The following is a 22,082-nucleotide window of genomic DNA, read 5'->3' on the forward strand; positions in this document are numbered from 1 at the left end:
GGTTCCCGTGACCCGCCCCCTCAGGCCTTGCATTGCGTTGCGGCGGGGCCGCGCACGGCCCCGCGTTGAAACGGCTTACCAGCCAAAGCCGGCACCCACGCCGACCGAGCTGTCATCACTGCTGAAGGCACCGCCCAGGGTCACCGTGGCGCGCTCGCTGAGCGCACGCTGGTAGCCCAGCGACAGGGCCGATTCGCCGCCCTGGAAACCGACGCCGACACCGACGCGGTTCTGGGTGCGCACGCCGGCGGCGCTGGTGGCCATGTTGAGCATGGCCGCGCTCATCGCGCCCTGGCGATCGATGCGGCGGTCCTGGTGACGCAGGCGCTGGTCGATCTCGCCCTTGTAGATGTCGAAGCTGTCGGCCATCGAGGTGAAGCGCTGGTCGGTGTAGCTGTTGGCGGTCGCGATGCCGCCATCCAGCTGGCCTTTGTTGACAGCATCAGTGGCCTGCGTACCGGCCGCGACGTTGGCGACCTGTCGCTCGTTGCCGACGCTGCCGACCGAGACGGTGTCGGCACGATCGGCGACCGAGCCCTGGCCCAGCGCCACCGAGTTGGCCGCCGAGGCGGTCGCGCCCTGGCCGATGGCCGTGGCCGAGGCCCCGCTTGCGACGGCACCGTCACCCATCGCCACCGCGTTGACGGCGGCAGGTGCGGCCGCCGGCGCGTTGATTGGCTGACTGCTGCCGACACTTGCAGCGGTCGGCGCGCCTTGCACGTTGGCGACGACGGTTTCGCTGGCAGCGCTGATGACGCTGGCCTCCTGCACAGCGCTGGTGTCCGCTGCGACGCTGGCAGTCGCCAGCGAGGCAGTCCGTGCACGTGCACTGCCACTGCTGCCACCGGCGACACGCTGATCGAGGTCGCTGACCTTGCGGTCCAGCGCACCCAGTGCATCACCTACGTTGCTGTACGTCGCGCCCTGGATCACATAGTTCGGCGCAACGAACACGCCCTGCATGCCGACACTGGCCCCGCCGCCGAGGAAGGTGGCGACATCGGTGAGCGACTGGAACAACTGCCCGCCGTTGATCGCCTGGCGGCTGCCGGATGCGATCGAACCGCTGCCGACGTTGTCCAGCGTGGTGCCCTGCAGACCCGAGAGGGTGAGCGTGTCGCGGCTGCTGTCGTCGTAGGTCAGCGCATTGGCGGTGACGTTCTCGACCGAGCCGATCCGGGTGTCGATATCACCGACCTGGGTTTCCACCGCACCCACGCGCTGGTTGGTGGTGTTGAGCTGGCCGCCGGTCACCGCATCGGTGCTGCCCGCCGCGATGCGACCGGCACCCACATTGACGATGCGGCGTGTCGCCGGGCCATCGGTGCCGTTGCCGCCACCGACCGAGACCACATTGGCTTCGACCGCGCGCGAGCCGGCGCCCAATGCCACCGCGTTGGCACCGGAGACGCCTGCCGCCGACCCGATCGCGATGCTGTTGGCCCCGTTGCTGGCGAACGCACCGTTGCCGATCGCCACGCCGTTGGTCGCATTGGTCGAGGCCTGGCGACCAATCACGGTGCTGTTGGCACCGCGTGCCGAGGCATCGGCACCGACGGCCGTGGCACCGGTGGCCGAGGCGACCGCCGCGGTACCCAGTGCACTGCTGCGGGTTGCGCTGGCGGTGGCGCCGGAACCGGCGGCGAGTGCATCACTGCCGCTGGCCGTGGCCACGCCGCTGCCGCTGGCCTGGAAGTGCTTGCCGACCGCATCGGCCGTGGCAGCGACCGAATCCAGCTGCGACTTGGTCACCGCGTCACTGGCATTGACCGCATCCCCGACATTGGTGATGCGCCGCGTCGCCGGGCCGGTGGTGCCGTTACCGCCACCGACCGAGACCACGTTGGCTTCACTGGTGCGGGCACCGGCGCCGAGCGCGACGCTGCCGGCACCACTGGCCGACGAACTGGTGCCCAGTGCGGTGGCATTGATGCCGCTGTAGGCATAGCTGTCCTGGCCGATGGCGGTGGACCCCTGCGAGGTCGCCCAGGCCAGCTGCCCGACCGCCGTGGTGCGTGCCGCGGTTGCCCAGGCGTTGGAACCGGCAGCCACACTGTTGTCGCCGCTGGCCTGTGATGCGTAGCCGATCGCATTGGCGTAGCTGCCCGAGGCGGCGCTGCCCCAGCCCAGTGCGGAGGCGTAATCGCCACTGGCTTCGGCCCCGTAGCCCAACGCCGTGGTGCGCACGCCGCTGGCCGCGCTGAACGTACCGACGGCGGTGCTGTAGTCGCTGCCGGCTTCGGCGCTGTAGCCGAAAGCAGAGGACTGCAGCCCGGCCGCCGTGGCACCGGCACCGGTCGCGGTGCTGAAGCTTCCGTCGGCCTGCGCCCCCGCACCGAGCGCGGTGGCACCGACGGCGCTGGCGCTGGTGGCCTTGTCGAGCAACACGTTGCCGTTCTCATCTTCGTAATACAACGCACCACCGATGGCGGTCGCCGAGTCGGCCGTGGCCGAGGCGTTGAAGCCCGACGCAGAGGCATTGCGCCCCGACGCCAGCGCGCCGCTGCCGTAGGCCGAGGCCCCGGTACCGAACGCATTGGCCGCCTCACCCGCCGCAGTGGCATACGCCCCGTCGACGAAGCTGCCGACGTCATCGCCGTTGCCGCTGCCCGAGGCCTGGAAGAACCGGCTGGTGGTTTCGGCCACATCGGCGACCGCACTGAGCTGATCGACGTTCACCGCGTCGGTGCCTTCCGTACCAGCGGCGACGTTGGTGATCTGCCGCTGCGCGGTGGCGGTGCCGACCGAGACCGAGTTGTCGCGATCCGCGGTGGAACCGGCGCCGAGCGCAACACTGTTCACGCCTTCCGCGCTGGCACTGGCACCCAGTGCCGTGGCATTGCCCGCATCGGCCCACGAGTTCCAGCCGATCGCCGTGGCGTAATCATCGGTTGCCCACGCGCCCGCACCGAAGGCCGAGGCACCGGTACCCGATGCGCGCGACGGCAGCAGACCGAAGAAGGTCGTGCCACCGATCGCCACGCTCTCATCGCCGGTGGCTTCGGAGTACTCACCCATCGCCACCGCACCAGCGCCGGAGGCCGTCGAGGCCGCACCCACCGCCACGGCGTAGGCGTTGGAGGCGACCGCCCCGTAGCCCAGCGCGGACGAGAGCTGGCCGGTCGCTTCGCTGTAACTGCCGAAGGCCGATGCACCGGCTTCGGAGGCATTGGCGCGGAAGCCATTGGCGGTGGCCTGCTGGCCGGCCGCCGTGGACTGGCTGCCGGTCGCTGTGGCGTATGCACCACCGGCCTGTGCACCGGCGCCGGTGGCGCTCGCACCGATCTCGCTGGCACTGGCGCCGTTGCCGATCGCCACGCTGTCTTCGCCGGTCGCCTGCGCGTCACTGCCCAGGGCCGCGGCGCCGTCAGCGCTGGCCAGGGCATTGAAACCGACGGCCGTGGCGTTGTCCGCGATGGCGGTGGCGCCGCTGCCGAGTGCGCTGGCGCCGTTGCCGATGGCGTTGGCGGCCTCACCGGCAGCCAGCGCATTGTCGCCTTCCACGTAGGCACCGGCGTCGCTGTCGTCGCTGCCGCTGGCCTGGAAGTACTTGCTGGTGGCTTCGGCGGTGGCCGCCACCTCCTTCAACTGCGCAAGGTTGACCGCATCGGTGTCTTCGGTACCGGCACCGACATTGGTGATCTGCCGGTCGATGGCCGCATGCACCACGCCCGCGGCGTCTGTCCAGGCTTCTGCGGCGCCGACCGACACGGCGTTGGCACGGTCGGCCAGCGAACCGGCACCGAGCGCGACGCTGTTGTCGGCGTCCTTGGTGGTCCACGTGTTGCTGCCGACCACGGTGGAGTTCAGCGCCTGCGCGTAGCTGTTGTAGCCCACCACGGTGGCACCGTCTTCGGTTGCCCAGGCTTCGCTGCCGATGGCCGTGGTCTGGATGCCCTGGGTGACGCTGCCCGCATCCGCACCGGCCAACGCGTTGAAGCCTACGGCCACGCCGTCCTCGGCGGTGGCGGCGTTGTTGCCGACCGCCACACCATACTGGCCGGCGTTGGCCTGCACGCCGAAGGCGGCGCCGGCGATGTCCGCACGCGTGCCCTGGCCGACCGCCGTGGCGACCTCGCCCGCCTGCGCATTGCTGCCCAGCGCGGTGCCGAAGAAGGCGGCACTGGCATTGGCGCCGAACGCGCTGGCCTGCCAGCCGTCGGCGGTGGCGAAGTTGCCGATCGCGGTGGACTCGCGGCCCAGCGCCCACGCACCGTACCCGACCGCCGTCGCGGCCAGGCCTGCCGCCTCCGAGCCAGCGCCGATCGCGACCGCACCGAAGCCCTGCGACAGCGAACCACCGCCGATGGCGACGGACGCCGCACCGGACGCCGCGCTCAGATCGCCGATGGCGACTGCCCCGGCAGCACTGCTGCTGGCGTTGCTGCCGATCGCCACGGCGTTGTCCCCGGTGACCGTGGCATTGAAGCCCAGGGCGGTGGATTCATTGGCGATCACGGTGCTGCCACTGCCCAGCGCGGTGGCGCCGTTGCCGATGGCATTGGCGGCCTCACCGGCAGCCAGCGCGTTGTCGCCTTCCACGTAGGCACCGGCATCGCTGTCGGCACTGCCACTGGCCTGGAAGAACTTGCTAGTGGTGGCGGCCGCATCGGCCACCGCATTCAACTGGTTCACGTTCACCGCATCGGTGCCGTCGGTACCGGCGGCGACGTGGGTGATCTGGCGCTGCGCATCGGCGCTGCCGACCGAGACGCTGTCATCGCGGTCGGCGATCGAGTCCGCGCCCAGCGCAACGCTGTTGGCCCCGGTGGAGGTTGCTGCGTTGCCGAGCGCGGTGCTGTTCACGCCGGGCGACCATGCTCCACCACCGACAGCCGTGGAGTAATTGCCCGACGCTTCGGTAGGCAGCAGGCCGAACAGCGCACCACCGACGGCCACGCTGTTGATGCCACTGGCCAGGCTGCCCTGGCCGGTGGCGGTGCTGTAGGCTCCGGAGGCTTCAGCATCACCACCGAGGGCCACGCTGTTGGAGCCGGTCGCCTGCGCGAAGCTGCCCAGCGCGGTGGCGTTGAAAGCCGAGGCCACGGCATACCCGCCGATCGCGGTGGTGTAGTTGGCGGTCGCTTCGGAGGCGAACCCGTAACCCGCCGAGAGGGTGCCGCTGACCACGCTTTCCGCGCCGACGGCCGTCGCACCCTCACCGCTGGCGCTGCTGAAGTAGCCCAGGGCCACCGACTCTTCACCCGCCGCGTCGGACAGCGCGCCACCGGCCAGACTGCCGGCACCAGAGGCGACGCTGGCCGCACCGGTCGCGGTGCTCTGCTCACCCGAGGCCAGGCTTTCGGCGCCGCTGGCCGTTGCGTATTCGGCGCTCGCCTGTGCGTTGGCACCGGTTGCGCTTGCGTTGGCACCGCTGGCAACGGCGTTGAAGCCGAGGGCACTGGCGTTGTCGGCCAAGGCAAAGGCACCACTGCCGACAGCCGATGCGCCGGTACCGGCCGCGAAGCTGCTCGAGCCCACGGCAGTGGCGTAGTTGCCATCAGTCGCCGCGTTCGCGCCGGCGGCCACACTCTCCTCGCCACCGGCGACGGCAACACCATCACCGCTGGCCTGGAACTGATCGGTGGCTGCGCTCAGCTGATCGAGATTGACCGCATCACTGCCTTCGGTACCGGCGGCGACCTGGGTGATCTGGCGCTGCCGGCCATCGTTGCCGACCGAGACGGTGTAGGCACGATCAGCGACCGCACCCGCGCCGAGCGCCACGCTGTTGGACGCACTGGCATTGCTGCCGGCGCCGATACCGATCGCGCTTTCACCGCCGGCCACCACATTGGTGCCGATGGCGATGGTGTTGATGCTGTTGCCCAGGGCCTGGAATCCTACGGCTACGCTGTTGTCGCCGTAGCCGAAGGCACCACGGCCGAGCGCGGTGGAACTGCTGCCGCGCGCCCAGCTGTTGTAGCCGATCGAGGTCGATCCAGTGCCGCTGGCCCAGGCCGACTGGCCGACTGCGGTCGCGTTGGCTTCGGTCGCCCATGCACTGGAACCGAAGGCGGTGGCGCCATCGGCAGTGGCCCATGCATAGGCACCGGTGGCCGTGGTTTCTTCGCCACTGGCGAAGGCATTGTCGCCCTGCGCCACGCTGTAATCGCCGGTCGCGCGGGCCTTGTAGCCGCTGGCCAGGCTGTTGCTGCCGGTGGCCTGCGCGCCGCTGCCGAAGGCGTTGCTGGTGGTGCCGGTAGCTTGAGCACCGGCACCGACCGCCACGCTGTCCGGCGCCGCGGTCGCACCGATCAGGATCGCATTGCCCTGGTCATCGACCAGCGGCTGGTTGTATTCGTCATAGGCCTGGCCCAGCCCACCGATGGCGACACTGCCATTGCCGGTGGCGCTGCTGTTGCGGCCCAGCGCGACAGTGTCATCGCCGACCGCGGTCGCGCCGCCGCCGACCGCCGTGGCACCGGCACCCAGCGCATTGCTGGCCTCACCGGCCGCCAGCGCATCCTCACCCTCGGCGAAGGCACCGACCACACCGCCGGCCGCACCGTTCGCCTTGAACTGCGCCGAGGTCGCCGAGGCCGACGTCGCGACGGCATCAAGCTGTGCCTTGTTGACCGCGTCCGTGGCTTCGGTACCGGCTGCGACGCTGGTGATCTGGCGCTCGTTGCCGACGTCACCGACCGAGACCGTGTTGTCACGGGTGGCGGTGGAGTTGGCGCCGAGGGCAACGCTGTTGGCGCCGCGCGCGGTGCTGTAGAAACCGACCGCCGTGCTCAGTTCCCCGCTGGCCCAGGTCTCCGCGCCGAGTGCAGTGGCGCCCTCACCCGGGGCATAGGCGAAGTAGCCCACGGCGGTGGCTTCAGTGCCCGAGGCTTCGCTCAGGGTGCCGTTGGCCACGGCGTAATCACCGCTGGCGATCGCACCTGCGCCGACGGCCGTGGCGGCTTCGCCGCTGGCCTGGGTCTGCACGAAGAAGCCCAGCCCCGGCAGCAGATCCGCCGGGCCACCGATGGCCGTGCTGCTGTTGCCGGTCGCCACGCTCTGCGTCCCGACCGCAGTGGAATAGTCGCCGGTGGCGTTGGCCACCGCGCCGAAGGCCGACGCCTGTGCACCGGCCGCGTACGCGCCGACGCCGTAGGACGACGCAGCGAACCCGGAGGCTTCCGCACTTGCACCGACCGCCGTGCCGCCCACGCCGGCGCTGGTCGCGCCGGTATCGACCGGTACGCCGCCATTGGTGATCAGCGGATTGCCATCGGCATCCACCGCAGCACCGCCGACCGCCACGCTGCCCGGGCCATTGGCCTGCGCATTGGTGCCGAAGGCCGCGCTGTTCTGGCCGGTGGCGCTGGCGTTGTAACCGACCGCCGTTGCGTTCTGCGCGGTCACCGTGGCGCCGCTGCCGAGCGCGGTCGCACCGTCGGCCAGCGCGTTGGATGCTTCACCGATCGCCGTAGCGTTGTCGCCTGCCGCGAAGGCACCGGCATCGCTGTCGCTGCTGCCGGTGGCCTGGAAGTACTTGTCCGTGTTGGCGGCGACGCCGCCGACGGCATCGAGCTGCGCCTTGTTCACCGCATCGCTGTCATCGGTGCCGTCGGCGAGATTGGTGATCTGGCGGCGCAGGCCGTTCTGCGCATTGCCGACCGACACCGTGTCGACGCGATCGGCGTACGAGCCGGCGCCGAGCGCCACGCTGCCTACCGCAACCGCAGCGGAATTCGCACCGAGCGTCGCACTGAAATCGGCGACCGCGACGCTGAACGCACCGACCGCCACCGACGCTTCGCCGGCACTGGCCGCGCCGCGGCCCAGCGAGGTGCTGCCCGGGCCGATGGCGAGTGCGCCGCCACCAATCGCGGTCGCGCCATCGGCGCTGGCTTCGGCAAGACCGCCAATCGCGGTGGCCGCGCCGTTTTCACTGGCCGCCACTGCCGATGCACCGAGCGCGACATCGCCCAGACCGAACGCCGCAGCGCTCTGGCCGAGCGCGATGCTCGCATCACCGAAGGCCAGGCTGCCCTGGCCGAACGAACTTGCCCCGAGGCCGACCGCGAGTGCTTCGCTGCCCACTGCGGTGGTCGCATTGCCGATGGCCTGGCTGCTGTGGCCCAGCGCCGTTGCGCCGTCACCGTCCGCGTTGGCGCTCGCCCCTGCGGCCAGTGCACCTTCGCCATCGATCTTCGCCGCGTCGGCATCGTTGCCGTCACCGTCGGCCTTGAAATAGCGGGTCGCGCCTTCGGCTGCCACTGCAACCTTGTCCAGCTGTGCCTTGTTCACCGCATCCGTGGCGGCGGTGCCGGCGGCCACGTTGGTAACCTGCCGTTCCTTGCCCGCATCACCCACCGATACCGTGTTGGCGCGGTTGGTCTTCGAGCCGGCGCCCAGCGCCACGCTGTTCGCCCCGGAGGCCGTGCTGTTGCTGCCGATCGCCACCGCATTGGTGCCCGAGGCGGTGGCATTGCCATCAACGACACAGCTGTCGATGACCGTGCTGTTCAGAACCACGCAGTTCGCGTTCCCACCCACCTCCACCGACTGCGCACGCGCTGTCTGCGCGCCGCCTGCCATGCCCACTCCCAGCGTCAACGCGATGGCGGCGCAGAGCAGTGCGGTGTTGCGTCCGCCAGAGGTTCGGCGCTGATCGATGACGACACCCGAGGACTGGCTGCTGGCCAATTCCGAGGCGACGACCATCTGCCCCAGTGCTTTGTTCCAGACCTTGCGATAAATCCGATTCATCGATGCGGCTCCTGATTAGGCTGGTTTTAGGCAAAGCGACGCCAACGCCGGACCGCGTGGTCCAACGTCCCCTGGGGGCGTTTTTTCGCTTGATTTACTGCGTTGTGCGCAATGGCTGGCAGATACCTACAGCGTGCACGCCATCCATGCGGTTACTGTGGAACTGAACGCTGTCGAAATGAGGATGCAGTGTTAACGTACAGTTTGAACAACGTCAAGACTTTGACATTGAAATTCATATGACCGCGAAGTGCGTCACAAAAACCACGCGTTATTGAAGGATTTTGTTAGATACATGTGAGTAACGGCGATAACGTCATTTCACGTTGTAACGCGATGTAACTCATTGCTGCCGATCATGTTGTGGGGCGTACAAAAGAAAACCGCCGGGCAAGCCGGCGGTTTCTTCACGCGGTTTTCACTGCCTCGAATGGGAGGCGATGCGCAGTATCAGCCGCACCATACTCTTGCGTTGCGGAACATCCGCAGCCACGGCGAATCGCCGTTCCAGTCCTGCGGATGCCAGCTGTGGTTGATCGCACGCGGGGTGCGTTCCGGGTGCGGCATCATGATCGTAGTGCGGCCATCGGTGGTGGTCAGGCCGGTGATGCCGTCGGGCGAGCCGTTCGGATTCAGCGGGTACTGGGTGGCTACGTTGCCGTCGCCATCGATGTAACGCAGCGACACGCGCGCCGCCGCCTGATCGACCGCATTGGCGAACACCGCCTGGCCTTCGCCATGTGCCACCGCGACCGGCAGGCGTGAACCGGCCATGCCACGCAGCAGGATCGACGGCGATTCCACCACTTCCAGCAGCGCGGTGCGCGCTTCGAACTGCTCGCTGCGGTTGCGGCGGAACTGCGGCCAGTGCTCGGCACCGGGGATGATGTCCTTGAGCTGGCTCATCATCTGGCAGCCGTTGCACACACCCAGCGCGAAGCTGTCTTCGCGGGCGAAGAACGCCGCGAAGGCATCGCGCAGCGCGCTGCGCTCCAGCACCGAGGTGGCCCAGCCGCGGCCGGCACCGAGCACGTCGCCGTAGCTGAAGCCGCCACAGGCCACCAGGCCGGTGAAATCGGACAGCGCGACACGGCCTTCGATCAGGTCGCTCATATGCACATCGAACGAACTGAAGCCGGCACGTTCGAAGACGTTCGCCATTTCGATCTGGCCGTTGACACCCTGCTCGCGCAGCACCGCCACGCGCGGACGTGCGCCGGTGTTGATGAAAGGCGACGCCACATCTTCGTTGATATCGAAGGTCAGCTTGGGCTTCAGGCCCGGCGCGTTGAAGTTGCGCGCGATCGCACGCTCCTGGTCGGCGTTGTCCGGGTTGTCGCGCAGCTTCTGCATGGCGTGGGTGACCGACCACCAGGCATCGAACAGCGCTTCCCAGCGCCACTCGACCAGGCTTTCGCCCTGCAGCGAGACACGCACCACCGGGGCGGTGGTCGGACGCGCGATGCGCTGCGCGCATTCGGTCAGTGCATGGCGTTCGACCAGATCAGCAAACGCGGCGCGGTCTTCCTTGGCGATCTGCACCACCGCACCCAGCTCTTCATTGAACAGGCTGCGGAACGGATCATCGCCCCAGGCATCCAGGGTGATGTCCAGGCCCAGGCGCGAGGCGAAGGCCATCTCGCACAGCGCGGCAAACGCACCGCCATCGCTGCGGTCGTGGTATGCCAACAGCAGGCCGGCCTGGCGCGCATCGCGGATCAGTTCGAAGAACGCGCGCAGGCGCTGTGCATCGTCCAGATCCGGCACGGCACCGGCGAAGGCCGGCAGCGCGGAATGGTCGGCGTGCACCTGGGCCAGGATCGAGCCGCCCAGACGCTGCTTGCCAGCGCCCAGGCCGATCAGCCACAGCTCGCTGTCGGCGTCACGGTCCAGCAGCGGGGTCAGCTGGCCGGTCGCATCGGCAACCGGCGCGAACGCCGAGATCACCAGCGACACCGGCGACACCGACTTGTGCGCCTGCCCGTTGTCCTGCCACTGCGCCTGCATGGAAAGCGAGTCCTTGCCGACCGGAATGCTCAGGTCCAGCTGCGGGCACAGCTCCATGCCGACCGCACGCACCGCGTCATACAGCAGCGCGTCTTCGCCGTGATGGCCCGCCGCGGCCATCCAGTTGGCCGACAGCTTCACCGTTTCCAGTGCATCCACCGGCGCCGCACACAGGTTGGTGATCGCTTCACCGACCGCCATGCGCGCCGACGCGGCCGCATCCAGCAGCGCCAGCGGGGTGCGCTCGCCGATCGACATCGCTTCGCCGGCCACGGTGTCGAAACCGGCCAAGGTGATGGCGACGTTGGCCAGCGGCAGCTGCCACGGGCCGATCATCTGTTCGCGTGCGGTCAGGCCACCGACGCTGCGGTCACCGATGGTGACCAAGAAGTTCTTCGAGGCCACCGAGGGATGGGCCAGCACGCGCAGACCCGCTTCGTGCAGGTCCAGCCCCGCGGTCTTCAGCGCCGGCCAGCGCGGCGCCGACGGGTGCACGGTGTCGCGGTGCATCTTCGGCGCCTTGCCGAACAGCACGTCCATCGGCAGATCGATCGGGGCATCCACCGGGGTATTGCCCACGGTAGCGCCGTACGCCACGACGAGCCGCTCTTCAGCCGTGGCGACGCCAACGGCGGCGAACGGGCAACGTTCGCGCGCACACAGCGCGGCGAACTCGGCCAGACGCGCCTGCGGCACGCCGAGTACATAACGTTCCTGCGATTCGTTGCACCACAACTGCATCGGCGACAGCGACGGGTCATCGGCGGGCACCTTGCCCAGATCGATCACGCCACCCACGCCGGAGTCGTGCAGCAGTTCGGGAATCGCGTTGGACAGGCCACCGGCGCCGACGTCATGGAACCAGCGGATCGGATTGTCCAGGCCGAGCGCGACGCAGCGGTCGATCACTTCCTGGCAGCGACGTTCCATTTCCGGGTTGTCGCGCTGCACGCTGGCGAAATCGAGGTCTTCGGCGCTCTCACCGGAGGCCACCGAGCTGGCGGCACCACCGCCCAGGCCGATCAGCATCGCCGGGCCGCCGAGCACGATCACCGCGTCGCCGGGCTGCAGGCGCAGCTTCTCGACCTGGTTCTGGTCGATCGCGCCCAGGCCACCAGCCAGCATGATCGGCTTGTCATAAGCGCGGGTCAGGCCCTGCCCTTCGGGCAGTTCGAAGCTGCGGAAGTAACCGAGCAGGTTCGGGCGGCCGAACTCGTTGTTGAAGGCGGCGCCGCCGAGCGGGCCGTCCAGCATGATGTCCAGCGCCGGTGCCATGCGCGGGTTCAGCGCGCGCGGCGCTTCCCACGGCTGCGGCAGGGTCGGGATGCGCAGATGCGAGACCGAGAAGCCGGTCAGGCCGGCCTTGGGCTTGCCGCCGCGGCCGGTCGCACCTTCATCGCGGATTTCGCCGCCCGCACCGGTGGCCGCACCCGGGAACGGGGCGATCGCGGTCGGGTGGTTGTGCGTTTCCACCTTGATGCAGAACGCCGAATCGACCACGGCCTCGCTGCGGTACTGGCCGCTGGCCGGGTCCGGGCGATAGCGCGGGCGACCACCGCGGCGTTGTCGCTGTAGGCGCTCAGCGTGTGCTGCGGGGTCTGCTGGTGGGTGTTCTTGATCATCCGGAACAACGAGTGCGACTGCTCGGCACCGTCGATGGTCCAGCTGGCATTGAAGATCTTGTGGCGGCAGTGCTCGGAGTTGGCCTGCGCGAACATCATCAGTTCCACGTCCGACGGCTTGCGGCCCAGTTCGCCGAAGCGCTGGCGCAGGTAGTCGATCTCGTCCTGGGCCATCGCCAGGCCGAGGCGGGTGTTGGCCGCTTCCAGGTCATCCAGCGCGATCCGTTCCAGCTCACCGCGGGCCGGGGCGCTGAACAGCGCCTGCGCCTGCGCGGTCTCGGCCAGCACGGACTGGGTCATCGGGTCGTGCAGCGCGCGGATCACCGCTTCCTGCGCGGCCGCGTCGGCCGGCCATCCGGCCAGATCGATACGCAGGCCACGTTCGACCCGGCGGATCGGCTGCCCGGCACCGCGGACCAGCTCGGTGGCCTTGCTCGACCACGGCGACAGCGTGCCCAACCGCGGCACCACGAAGCGCGATACCGCCCCGTCCTCACGCCCGGCCAGCGCGGGCTGGGCTTCCAGGATCCGGCTCAGGATCGCCGGGTCCGGGGCCGCATCGCCCTCGGTCTGGATGAAGTAGACATGCCAGGCACCGGTGATGCGCAGATCGGCGGCCAGGGACTGCAGGCGGGATTCAAGGCGTTCGCGGCGGAACGGCGAAAGGGCGGATGCGCCCTCGAGGACCATCATGTCCGGGGAACCGTGGTTGGGAACGGGGCCCACTATTGTACCCAACTCGGCCGCCGCGGCCCGGCCCCGGGGATCGGCAGGCCCAGGCGGTGCCCAGCCCAGTTCACACCCGAACCATGCACTGGTTCACGGATTGGCCGCCGATTACATGACAACGTTATCACCACCTGGCCCACGGCCAGGTGCCGTCCGTCCCCCATGTCGTTGCCGGCCTCTCTCACCGGCGTCCGGAACTGCTGCACGCATGCCGCCATCCCGGCGGCATGCGCACACCACCTGATCGGAGACCGACCATGCCAGACCCGATTGCGCGCCGTGCAGTGACATCGTCTACCTCCCCAGCCCCCACCCTGCGTCCGCGGCGCTGGCTGCTGGCCCTGGCCTTGGCCGCTGCGGCCGGCACGCCCACCCTGGTGCAGGCCGCGAACTGTACCGGGGCGCCCGAATGGAACGGCGCGGCCATTTATCTGGCCGGCCAGACCCTGCAGAAGGGAGGCGTGCTGTACCGCGCCAACCAGGACATCTGGAACGCACCGCCGGACCACCCGGCCGGCGCGCCCTACTACACCAACCTGGGCGCCTGCGATGGCAGCGGCAGCAACCAACCGCCCACCGTCAGCCTGACCTCGCCCACCGCCGGGGCCAGCTTCACCGCCGGCAGCAACATCACCGTGAGCGCCAACGCCAGCGATACCGACGGCAGCGTCAGCAAGGTGGAATTCTTCCGCGGCGGCACCTCGCTGGGCATCGACACCAGCGCGCCGTACAGCGTGGTCTGGAGCAATGCCTCGGCGGGCAGCCACACCTTCAAGGCGGTGGCCACCGACAACAACAATGCGGTGACCTCCTCGGCCACGGTCAGCGTGACCGTCACCGCAGCCAGCAACGACACCACGCCGCCCAGCGTGCCGGGTGGGCTGGCTTCACCTTCCAGGACCGCCACCACGGTGAACCTGGCCTGGAATGCCGCCACCGACAACAGCGGCGGCAGCGGCGTGGCCGGCTACGACGTGTACCGCAACGGCAGCCTGGTCGGCTCGCCGAGTGCCACCCAGTACACCGACGGCGGCCTCACCGCGAGCACGGCCTACACCTACACGGCGCGCGCGCGTGACAACGCCGGGAATGCGTCGGCGCAGAGCAGTTCGATCAGCGTGACCACGGCCGCCGATGGCGGGGGCGGCGGCAACAAGCGGGTGATCGGCTACTTCACCCAATGGGGCATCTACGGCCGCAACTACCAGGTCAAGAACATCGATACCAGCGGCTCGGCAGCGAAGCTGACCCACATCAACTACGCCTTCGGCAACGTGCGCAACAACCGCTGCGAAGTGGGCGTGACCCAGGCCTCCGACCCGAACACCGGCGTGGGCGGCGATGCGTACGCTGATTACGGCAAATCCTTCGCTGCCGGGGCCAGCGTGAGTGGCGTCGGCGATACCTGGGACCAGCCGCTGCGTGGCAACTGGAACCAGCTCAAGCAGCTCAAGGCCAAACACCCGAACATCAAGGTGCTGATCTCGCTCGGCGGCTGGACCTGGTCGCGCGGGTTCTCCAGCGCAGCGCAGCCGGCCAACCGGCAGGCGTTCGTGGCCTCGTGCATCGATGCCTACATCAAGGGCAACCTGCCGGTCGCCGATGGTGCCGGCGGCGCGGGTGCGGCACTCGGCGTGTTCGATGGCATCGACATCGACTGGGAGTACCCGGTGGCCTGCGGGTTGAGCTGCGGCACACCGGCCGACAATGCCAACTTCACCGCCCTGCTGGCCGAATTCCGCCGCCAGCTCGACGCAGTGCGGCCCGGGCTGCTGCTGACGGTGGCCGTGGGCGCAGGCGTGGACAAGATCCGGGTGACCGATCCGGCCAGCTACCACCCGTACCTGGATTTCATCAACGTGATGACCTACGACTTCCACGGCGCATGGGATCCGCAGACCAACCATCACTCGGCCCTGTTCGATTCACCGGCTGATCCCTCCACCGGCGACCAGAAGCTCTACAACAGCAACGATGCGATGGAAGCCTTCCTCAGCCGCGGGGTACCGGCCAGCAAGTTGAACCTGGGCATCGGCTACTACGGGCGTGGCTGGACCGGCGTGGCCAGCGGCAACAATGGGCTCTACAAGAGCGCCAGCGGCGCGGCACCGGGCACGTACGAAGCCGGTATCGAAGATTGGAAGGTGCTGAAGACCCTCAACTGGCCGGTGTACACCGACAACGTCGCCAAGGCCACGTGGATCTCCAACGGCACCACGTTCTGGAGTCTGGATACGCCCGCGATGGTCACCGAGAAGATGGGCTATGTGAAAGCACAGGGCCTGGGCGGTGCATTCTTCTGGGAGTTCAGCGGCGATGATGCGCAGGGCACCCTGACCAAGGCGATCAGTGACGGCTTGAAGTAAGCCCGCCTGACACGGGGCGCTGCCTCGCGGATCCCGCAGGGACGCGCCGCGTTGATCGCAACAACGAAAACGCCCCGGCCTGGCCGGGGCGTTCTGTCTTCAGCGGCTGCCGCCTGCCGAGACACGTTCCAGCGCGGCCTTGAGCTGCGCCGGCGGCAGGTAGCCACCGAGCTGGGTTCCATCGGCGGCGAAGATCGCCGGGGTGCCGTTGACGCCCATCTGCTGGCCGAGCTTGTACTGCATGGCCACCGGATTGGTGCAGTTCTTCGGGGTGACGGCCTTGCCGGTCTTGGCGGCGGTCAGGGCCTGCTTGCGGTCGGCAGCGCACCAGACCGAGATCATGTCGGTGTAGTCCTGGCTGCCCAGGCCCATGCGCGGGAAGGCCAGGTATTCCACGGTGATGCCGTTGCGGTTGAGCTCGGCGATGTCCTGGTGCAGCTTGCGGCAGTAGCCGCACTCGATGTCGGTGAAGACGCTGACGGTGTACTTGGCATTCGGCGCGGCAAACACGATGCGCTCGTTGTGCGGCACGCCATCGAGCAGCTTGCGGCGGTAGCTGAGCAGGCCCTGGCTGCTGACCGGCGCCTTGTTCTGGATGTCGTACGGCTGGGACTGCATCAGGTAGCGGCCGTCATCAGAGACGTACAGCACCTGGCCACCGACCAGCACCTCGCGGAAACCGGCAAACGGCGCGGCCCCGATGAAATCAGGCTGGAAGGTGGGGTCCAGCTGCTGCAGCGCGGTGCGCACGCGCTGGTCGGCATCACCGGCAGTGGCCGGGGTGGCGGCAGTGGTCTTGGCCGCCGGAGCGGACGGTTGCTGCGCGCAGGCAGACAGGCTGAGCGCGCCGAAGAGCGCCGCAATGGCAACACGGAGCATCGAGCATTCCGGTGTAAGAGGTCAGGCTGGATTCTCGCACAGCTGCCTGCTCACGCAGCTGGACCGCAGTGGAACGGTGAGGCGCGGCCGCGTTTGGCCCCGCCTCAGCCGCGCGGGTGGTGCTTGGCGTGCAGCTTCTGCAGGTGCTCGCGGGCCACCAGCGTGTAAATCTGGGTGGTGGACAGCGAACTGTGGCCGAGCAGCATCTGCAGGGCGCGCAGATCGGCGCCCCGGTTGAGCAGGTGGGTGGCGAAGCTGTGGCGCAGGCCATGGGGACTGATCCGGGCGGGGTCGATCCGGGCCAGCACCGCGTACTTCTTCACCAGCCCCCAGAACTGCTGGCGGCTCAAGGGATGCAGGGAGGGCTCCAAAAACATCGGCACAGCGCCGTCCTGTGGCGTCGGCACGTTGCGCTTGCCGGTGAGCTGCGGGCGCGATTCGGCCAGATAACGTTCGAGCCAGTGCTGGGATTCTTCCCCCAGCGGAACCAGCCGTTCCTTGCTGCCCTTGCCGGTCACGCGCAGCACACCTTGGCGCAGATTCACGGCATTGGCCGGCAGGTTGACCAGTTCGCTGACGCGCAGGCCCGCGGCATACATCAACTCCAGCATGGCGCGGTCGCGCAGCCCAAGCGGCGTGTCGATGTCGGGACTGGCCAACAGCGCATCGATCTGGCTTTCGGCCAGCGCCTTGGGCAGCAGCCGCGGCAGCTTCGGCGGATCGAGCAACGCACTGGGGTCATCGCTGCGCTCGCCGCGGCGGACCGCATCGGCGAAGAAGGCCCGCAGCGCGGAAAGCAGGCGGGCATTGCTGCGCGGCGACCAGCCATGGCGGGAGCGCCAGGCCAGGTAGTCGAACAGCCCGGCGCGATCGAGACCGGCCAGCCCCCCGGCCGCGCCATCGCGCCAGCGCGCGAGACCTTCCAGATCGCGCCGGTAGCTGTCCAGACTGGCACGCGCGAGGCCGTGTTCGGCCCAGGCCGTGTCGAGGAAGCGCTGGATGCGGACGTTGTCGTCGTCGCGCAGCTCGGGCAGGTGCTGGATGAGCTGGCGGCGCAGTGCGGGGGTGGTGGCATCGGACATGCGCACAGCATACGGAGCAGGCCGTGCGTGGGCCATCGAACGCGGGCAGCGGGCCGGGTATGCTCCGGGTCATGACCGATACCGCGCTGTCGTCCCCCGCTGCTGATCGCCCTGCATCGTTGCTGCTGTGGCGTCTGTTGTCACTGTTGTACGACTTCTTCCCCGCCCTGGCGCTGTGGATGCTGCTGGGGGCGGTGTTCGTGGCGGTCTACACGATCAGCGGTCACGCAGCGCGGGAGAACATCGCCCCGTTCAGCGCGTGGCAGTGGGCGTTGTGGGCATGCTGCTGGGTCGTGACAGGCCTGTACGCGACGATGAGTTGGCGCCGCGGCGGGCAGACGCTGGGGATGCGGCCGTGGCGGTTGCGGGTGGTGTCGCTGGACGACACAGGGCCGACGCGCAGGCAGTTGTGGCTGCGGTATGCGGTGGGGTCCCTGTCGGTGCTGACGGCCGGCCTGGGGTTCTGGTGGGCGCTGGTGGATCGGCAGCGGTTGACCTGGCATGACCGGGCCAGCGGGACGCGGGTTGTTCGGTTACCGAAGCACTGCGCCAACCCATCAGGACGGTAGAGCCGGGCCATGCCCGGCTGCTCTCCCTCCCCCACCAGCACACTGTCGGAGGCGCGGCGGGATTACCAGGCCGGGACCGTGTGCTGCCATGGATGGCAGCACACGAGCCTACATGGGTGAGAGCGGATGGCTCGCGAGGCACTGCCTCGCATCCGGTCGAACGCACAGCCGCCAGCAGCTGGGCCGGCCGCGGAGCGGGACTTGCGGCGGGTCCCGGAATGGTGAGCCCGTCGCGCCTGCCTGAGAGATCATGGTGGCCGCTTTGGCTTTGGTCTTTGGCTTTGGTCTTTGGCTCTTGCAGCGTTTGACATCTTCCGCTCGAGCAGAAAAATCAGCCCGACTTTCGTCGGAACAACAACCCGGATACCACCATCATCACGATCGGGGGCAGCGCATACGCAATCCGGTAATCGAACTTCAACGCACCTGCCATGCGCCCGAAGAACAACTGCAGCAACCAGAAGCCCAGCGCGAACAGAATGCCCAGGAACAAGCGCTTGCCCATGCCACCGCTGCGCAGCGAACCGAACGCGAACGGCACCGCCGCCAGGCACAGCGCCAGCACATTGATCGGATAGAACCAGCGGCTCCAGTACACATCCTCGTAATCGCGCGCGTCCAGCCCATTGCGCTTGCGGTACTCGATGCTGGTGCGCAGATCCATCGCCGTCAGGTTGCGCGGCTTGGAAATGCCGCTGGCCAGCGCCGCCGCATCCAGGCGTGAATCCCACGGCTCGGACTCGGCCGTCTCGCGGGTGGCCGAACGCTCACCGAACGTGTCGCGGCGGACTTTGTTCAACACCCAGCCGTCGGCGCCGTGCTCGGCGGTAGTCGCATAGGTGAGCGAGGCCAGGCGGCCGTCGTCGGCGATCTTGTACAGGCGCACGTCGTGCAGGATCAGGCGCGTGCCACCGCCGGCCTGCAACTGCTCATCGCCGCTCTGGGCATTGAGGAAGGTGTCGCCTTCGCGCGCCCATACGCCCGAATAGCGGGCTGCGCTGAGGCTGCTGCCCCACTTGGCGCTGATCTTGATGTCGTCGGCCTTGCTCTGGCCCCAAGGGCCCAGCGTTTCGCCGCTGAACACCATCACCGCGGTCATCAGCGACAGCGCGATCGCCACCGAAACGCTCAGCCGCTTGCGCGACAGGCCCAGCGCACGCAGCGCGGTCAGTTCGGAGGTGGCGGCCAGCTGGCCCAGCCCCATCAGCGCGCCGATCACGGCGGCGGTCGGGAAGAAGGTGTAGGCACGGCGGGGCACGGTGTACAGCACCCAGGCGGCGGCGTGGCCAAGGGTATAGCTGCCCTTGCCGACATCCTTGAACTCGCCGGAGAAGGCCATCACCACGTCCAGGCCGACCAGCACCGCCCAGGTCAGCAGGACGGTGCCGAAAACGGCACGGCCCAGGTACAGATCAAACCGCATGGGGCGCAACACGTTCATGCGGTCCTCCGGGGGCGCGACAGTTTGCCGTCGCGGAAATACATCCACAGGGCCAGGAACAGCAGCGGCAGGGTCAGCCACCACAGGCCCGCCACGGCGGGGATCTTGCCATCGGCGATCCAGCGGGTGCCGATGAACATCAGGTTCATGCCGACCATGTAGGCCAGGAAGGCCAGCATCATCCGGCCGTAGCGCTGCTGGCGCGGCGAGCTGCGGGCCAGCGGCAGGGTCATCAGGGCGAAGGCCAGCGCGATCAGCGGCGGGGCGATACGCGAGTGCAGCTGGGCCTGGGCCTCGGGGCGTTCATCGCCGAACAGCTGGGTGGTGCGCAGCAGCTCGGGGTCATCGTCCTTGCGGGTCTCGGCACCGTCGGGCATGGCCACGTCGTTGCGCGCGAAGGTCATCAGCTTGTAGTCCAGCGCACCATTGGCCGGGCCTTCCACCTGGTGGCCATCGTCCAGTTCCAGATAGCGCTGCTTGGCGCCTTCGAAGTACATCCGGCCGTGATCGGCGGAGATCACCTCGAGGCGGTCCTCCTTCTGGCGCTGCAGGAAGACCTTGCCCAGCTGGGTGCCGTCCGGGGAGACCGAGGAGAGGTAGACCACGCCGCCATTGGGCAGCGGGGTGAACTTGCCCGCCTCCAGGCCGGCCATGACCACGCTGCGGTTGGCCTCGTCGATCATCGTCTCGCCGGTGCGGTCGGCCCAGGGGCCCAGCCACAGCGAGCACAGGGCGATCAGCCCGACCACCGGCACCACCAGCATCAGCACCGGGCGCAGCAGGCGCTTGGGGCCGACCCCGATGGCGGTGATGACCGCCATTTCCGAGTCCCGGTACAGCCGGGCCGTGGCCAGCAGCAGGCCCAGCATCAGCGCCAGCGGCAGGATCAGCGGCATATAGACGATGAACTGCAGGCCCAGCTGGGAGAACAGCAGGCGGGCAGGCAGGCGGCCGTCGGCGATGTTGCCGAGGATGTCCACCAGGACACCACCGACGCTCACCACCAGCAACACGATCAGGGTGGCCAGGAAACTCTGGACGAAATCACGCAGGAGATAGCGATCGAGCTTCGACATGGGGCGGTGGTTTAAACTCTCGGATTCGTTCGCGGTGCTGCCCAGTCTACTGACGGGACGTAAACAGCTCGCGATTGTACGGATTTGCCAACGGAATCTGATCAATGGCCCTGGAATTCACCCTGAACCACGCAGCACCGGCCTCGGCCGAGTGCGATTGCGTCATCGTCGGCGCCTATGCCGACCAGACCCTGAGCCCGGCGGCACAGGCCCTGGACACAGCGTCCGGTGGCCGCCTGTCGGCCCTGATCGCCCGCGGCGACGTGGGCGGCAAGACCGGTAACACGACCCTGCTGCACGATCTGCCCGGCGTCACCGCCGCACGCGTGCTGGTGGTCGGGCTCGGTGAGCCGGCCAAGTTCGGCGTGCCGCAGTACCTCAAGGCCGTGGGCGATGCCAGCCGCGCCCTGAAGAGCGGGGTCAACCACCACGCGCTGTTCACCCTGACCGAGATCGAGGTCAAGGGCCGCGATGCCGCCTGGAACATCCGCCAGGCCATCATCACCGCCGACCACGCCGCCTACCGCTACAGCGCCACGCTGGGCAAGAAGAAGGCCGACGAACCCGGCCTGACCACGCTGGCCATCGCCGGCACCGACACCCAGGCGCTGGCCCAGGGCCAGGCGATCGCCGCCGGCGTGCAGTACGCCCGCGAACTGGGCAACCTGCCGCCGAACGTCTGCACCCCGGCCTACCTGGCCGAGTCCTCGGTCGCCTTCGCCCAGGCCCATGACGGCGCCGAAGCGGAGATCCTGGACGAGCAGCAGATGGAAGCGCTGGGCATGGGCTCGCTGCTGGCCGTGGCCCGTGGCTCGGCCAACCGCCCGCGCCTGGTGGTGCTGAAGTGGAGCAACGGCGGCGACGCCAAGCCCTACGTGCTGGTCGGCAAGGGCATCACCTTCGATACCGGTGGCGTCAACCTGAAGACCCAGGGCGGCATCGAAGAGATGAAGTACGACATGTGCGGTGGCGCCAACGTCATCGGCACCTTCGTCGCGGCCGTCACGGCCAAGCTGCCGTTGAACCTGGTGGTGGTGGTGCCGGCGGTGGAAAACGCCATCGACGGCAATGCCTACCGCCCGTCGGACGTGATCACCTCGATGTCGGGCAAGACCATCGAAGTCGGCAACACCGACGCCGAAGGCCGCCTGATCCTGTGCGACGCGCTGACCTACGCGCAGCGCTTCGAGCCGGCCGCGCTGATCGACGTGGCCACCCTGACCGGTGCCTGCCTGGTCGCCCTGGGCCACCAGACCGCCGGCCTGATGAGCAAGCACGACGATCTGGCCAACGAGCTGCTGGCCGCCGGCGAGCACGTGTTCGACCGCGCCTGGCGCCTGCCGCTGTGGGACGAGTACCAGCCGATGCTGGATTCCAGCTTCGCCGACATCTACAACATCGGCGGCCGCTGGGCCGGTGCGATCACCGCCGGCTGCTTCCTGTCGCGCTTCACCGAAGGCCAGCGCTGGGCCCATCTGGACATCGCCGGCGTGGCCAGCGATGAAGGCAAGCGCGGCATGGCCACGGGTCGCCCGGTCGGCCTGCTGAGCCAGTGGCTGCTGGACCAGGTCGCCCGCGCCTGATGCCCTGCCCGATCGCGGCCGCCCA

8 protein-coding genes and 1 pseudogene are annotated in these 22,082 nt (G+C 68.6%); 3 read left to right on the forward strand and 6 right to left on the reverse strand.

What is annotated here, in order from left to right; genetic code table 11:
- Positions 1-75 precede the first annotated feature (75 nt).
- Together NJD74_RS11375 and purL are read right to left on the reverse strand one after the other, a co-directional pair.
- Positions 76-8,703: an ESPR-type extended signal peptide-containing protein gene (locus NJD74_RS11375; protein ID WP_102788999.1), complete on the reverse strand. Its 8,628-nt coding sequence runs from the start codon at positions 8,701-8,703 to the stop codon at positions 76-78.
- Positions 8,704-9,153: 450 nt separating this feature from the next.
- Positions 9,154-13,025 (reverse strand): annotated as a pseudogene (purL, locus tag NJD74_RS11380) (phosphoribosylformylglycinamidine synthase).
- A 293-nt stretch (positions 13,026-13,318) separates the two neighbouring features.
- Here purL and NJD74_RS11385 point away from each other — a divergent pair.
- Positions 13,319-15,427, forward strand: coding sequence for a glycosyl hydrolase family 18 protein (locus tag NJD74_RS11385; protein WP_319624205.1), 2,109 nt, complete (start codon positions 13,319-13,321; stop codon positions 15,425-15,427).
- Between the two features lie 99 nt (positions 15,428-15,526).
- Here the strand turns inward: NJD74_RS11385 and NJD74_RS11390 are convergent, their stop codons facing one another.
- Positions 15,527-16,306 carry a thioredoxin fold domain-containing protein gene (locus NJD74_RS11390; protein WP_070471687.1) on the reverse strand — a complete coding sequence of 260 codons (780 nt, stop codon included), beginning with the start codon at positions 16,304-16,306 and terminating at the stop codon, positions 15,527-15,529.
- Between the two features lie 104 nt (positions 16,307-16,410).
- The gene (xerD, locus tag NJD74_RS11395) at positions 16,411-17,388 is read right to left on the reverse strand and encodes a site-specific tyrosine recombinase XerD (protein ID WP_102788996.1); all 978 of its coding nucleotides are present in this window, start codon (positions 17,386-17,388) and stop codon (positions 16,411-16,413) included.
- A gap of 71 nt (positions 17,389-17,459) precedes the next feature.
- Between xerD and NJD74_RS11400 the strand changes: the two genes are divergently transcribed.
- Positions 17,460-17,957 (forward strand): RDD family protein, encoded by a 498-nt coding sequence (locus tag NJD74_RS11400; protein ID WP_254427829.1) that lies wholly within the window; start codon positions 17,460-17,462, stop codon positions 17,955-17,957.
- 331 nt (positions 17,958-18,288) lie between these two features.
- Here the strand turns inward: NJD74_RS11400 and lptG are convergent, their stop codons facing one another.
- Positions 18,289-19,380, reverse strand: coding sequence for an LPS export ABC transporter permease LptG (gene lptG, locus NJD74_RS11405; RefSeq protein WP_026069680.1), 1,092 nt, complete (start codon positions 19,378-19,380; stop codon positions 18,289-18,291).
- A 14-nt stretch (positions 19,381-19,394) separates the two neighbouring features.
- Positions 19,395-20,474 carry an LPS export ABC transporter permease LptF gene (gene lptF, locus NJD74_RS11410; RefSeq protein ID WP_102788994.1) on the reverse strand — a complete coding sequence of 360 codons (1,080 nt, stop codon included), beginning with the start codon at positions 20,472-20,474 and terminating at the stop codon, positions 19,395-19,397.
- A gap of 104 nt (positions 20,475-20,578) precedes the next feature.
- Between lptF and NJD74_RS11415 the strand changes: the two genes are divergently transcribed.
- On the forward strand, positions 20,579-22,057 hold the full coding sequence (locus NJD74_RS11415) for a leucyl aminopeptidase (RefSeq protein WP_102788993.1): 1,479 nt from the start codon (positions 20,579-20,581) through the stop codon (positions 22,055-22,057).
- The last annotated feature ends 25 nt before the right edge of the window (positions 22,058-22,082 follow it).

This window comes from Stenotrophomonas sp. RG-453 (assembly GCF_033843685.1).
Taxonomy (GTDB): Bacteria; Pseudomonadota; Gammaproteobacteria; order Xanthomonadales; family Xanthomonadaceae; genus Stenotrophomonas; species Stenotrophomonas bentonitica_A.